Annotated in this window: 1 protein-coding gene and 1 pseudogene; one reads left to right on the top strand and one right to left on the bottom strand. The window is 69.1% G+C overall.

What is annotated here, in order from left to right:
- A pseudogene (locus tag x551_RS20655) lies at positions 1 to 289 on the top strand (energy transducer TonB); the annotation flags it as partial.
- 39 nt (positions 290 to 328) lie between these two features.
- Here the strand turns inward: x551_RS20655 and x551_RS20660 are convergent.
- Positions 329 to 2,867: [protein-PII] uridylyltransferase (locus x551_RS20660; protein ID WP_081771435.1), on the bottom strand; the 2,539-nt coding region annotated here is incomplete at its 5' end.

A 2,867-nucleotide genomic window follows, 5' to 3' on the forward strand; every position in this document is an offset into this window, starting at 1 on the left:
CCCGCCGCCGGCGCCGCCGGCCCCGCCTGCTCCCAGCCGCAGCGACATCACGGTGGTCTGCCCGACGCAGGTCAAGCCGGAACTGCCGCGCCGCGCCCTGCAGGAGGGCACTTCCGGCGTGGTACGGGCGCAGGCGCGCATCAGCGGCGGCGTGGTCAAGGAGGTCACCATCCTGTCGGGGCCACGCGTCTTCCACGCCGCGGTGCGCAGCGCGATGCTGCAGTACAAGTGCGTGAGCGGTGCCGACGACGTGATCGCCGTACAGGAGTTCGAGTTCAAGATCGAGTGAAGCCGGCCGGACCGGCGGCCGGCCTGCGCGGTGCCGGGTTCAGGGCGCGATCGCGTCCAGCAGCTCGGTCTCGATGGCGATCTGCTGTCGGTTCTGCTGCAGCGATGCGCCGTTGATCAGGAAGGTGTCCTCGACGCGCTCACCGAGTGTGGTGACCTTGGCGAGCTGCAGGTTGAGCTGGTGGCGCGCCAGAACGCGCGCGATCGCGTAGAGCAGGCCCGATCGGTCGCTGGCCGACACGCTGAGCAGCCAGCGCTGGGCGCGCTCGTCGGGCTTGAGCAGCACCCGTGGCGTGACCGGGAAGGACTTGACGCGACGCGACAGGCGGCCGCGGCTCGGTTCGGGCAGCGGCCCGTCGGCGGCCAGCGCCTCGGACAGCTGGATCTCCACCAGCGAGATCAGGTCGCGGTAGGCCACGTCGACGTACTGTTCGACGTGCTGCGAGATGACCTGGAAGGTATCGAGCGCGTAGCCGATGGTGGTGGTGTGGATCTTGGCGTCGAGGATGTTGAAGCCGGCGCTGTCGAAGTAGCCGCAGATGCGCGCGAACAGGTCGGGCCGGTCCGGTGCGTAGACCAGCACCTGCAGCCCTTCGCCGACGCTGGAGAGGCGCGCCCGCACCACCGGGATGCGGGTGTCGACGTGGCGGTAGAGCGAGCGGGCGTGCCAGGCGATGTCGGCCGCGTCGTGGCGCACGAAGTAGCTGAGCTCCAGCGTGTCCCACAGCGGCTGCTGCACGCCCGGCAGCAGCGAATACAGGTTGAGCACGTGCAGGGCTTCCTGCTTGCGCGCCTCCAGCTCGGCCGCGACGTTGGGCTTGGCGCCGCCGAGCGCGCGCAATGTGGCGCGGTACAGATCCTCGAGCAGTTTGCCCTTCCACGCATTCCAGACCTTGGGGCTGGTGCCGCGGATGTCGGCCACGGTCAGCAGGTAGAGCGCGGTGAGCGTGCGAGGGTCCTTGACCTTGGTGGCGAAGGTCTCGATCACCTCGGTGTCGCTCAGGTCCTCTTTCTGCGCGATGCGGCTCATGGTGAGGTGCTCGCGCACGAGGAACTCGATCAGCTGCGCGTCCTCGCGCGCGATGCCGTGGTCGCGGCAGAAGCGCCGTACCTCGACGCCGCCCAGGTCGGAGTGGTCGCCGCCGCGGCCCTTGGCCACGTCGTGGAACAGCGCCGCCACGTACAGCACCCACGGCCGCTCGAACTGTGCACCGAGCTGCGAGCAGAACGGGTACTCGTGAGCATGCTCGGCGATGAAGAAGCGCCGCACGTTGCGCAGCACCATCAGGATGTGCTGGTCCACGGTGTAGACGTGGAACAGGTCGTGCTGCATCTGCCCGACGATGCGGCGGAACACCCACAGATGGCGTCCCAGCACCGACGTCTGGTTCATCAGCCGAAAGGCGTGCGTCTGCCGGCCCGTGGGGTTGATGAGGATCTGCATGAACAGCGCGCGGTTGACCGGGTCGCGCCGGAACGCGCCGTTCATCACGTCGCGCGAGTTGTACAGCGCGCGCAGCGTGCGCGCCGACAGGCCCTTCATGCCGACCGTCTGCTGGTAGGTCACGAAGGTCTCGAGGATGGCGTGCGGATCGCGCTGGTAGAGGTCGTCGCTGACGACCTCGAGCATGCCGCCACGGTCGAGGAACTTGTCGTTGATGGGGCGCATCGGCGACTTGCCGGTGCCCTGGATCTGCTCCTCGATGTTGAGCATCAGGATCTGGTTGAGCTGCGCCACTGCCTTGGCGGCCCAGTAGTACCGCCGCATCAGCGCCTCGGAGGCGCGCCGCTCGCGCGTGCTCTGGTAGCCGAAGCTCTCGGCCACGGCAGTCTGCAGGTCGAACACCAGCCGATCCTCGCGCCGGCCCGCCACCATGTGCAGACGCGCCCGGATCAGCTTGAGCAGGCCTTCGTTGCGCTGCAGTTGCTTGACCTCGAAGGGCGTGACCATGCCGTTGGCGGCCAGCGCGGTCCAGGTCTTGCCGAGCCGGGCCGCGCGGGCGATCCAGATCACGGTCTGCAGGTCGCGCAGGCCGCCCGGGCTTTCCTTGCAGTTGGGCTCCAGCGAGTAGGGCGTGTCCTCATACTTGGTGTGGCGCTGGTGCATCTCCAGCGTCTTCGCCCGCAGGAACGCGGCCGGGTCGAGCGCGGCCAGGTGGGCACGCCGGAACTCGTCGAACACGCGGCGCGAACCGCACAGGAAGCGCGCCTCGAGCAGAGCGGTCTGCACCGTCACGTCGCGCTCGGACTCGGCCACGCACTCGTCGATGGTGCGCACGCTCGATCCGATCTCGAGGCCGATGTCCCAGCAGGCGGTGATGAAGCCGCCGATGGTGGACTTGAGCGCGTCGTTGTCGTGCGCGTCGCCGTGCGTGGCCGGGAGCAGCACCAGCACATCGACGTCGGAGTAGGGGAACAGCTCGCCGCGGCCGTAGCCGCCCACGGCCACCAGCGCCGCGCCCTTGGGCATCAGCGCGTGCTGCCACAGGTGCAGCAGCGTGCCGTCGACGTGGCGTGCCAAGCGCGGATCAGCCGCGTGGCGGCCGGTGCGGTGGGGCGCGAGGCGCGGAAGCGCTCGA

Source organism: Methylibium sp. T29 (assembly GCF_000576205.1).
Taxonomy (GTDB): Bacteria; Pseudomonadota; Gammaproteobacteria; order Burkholderiales; family Burkholderiaceae_C; genus Methylibium; species Methylibium petroleiphilum.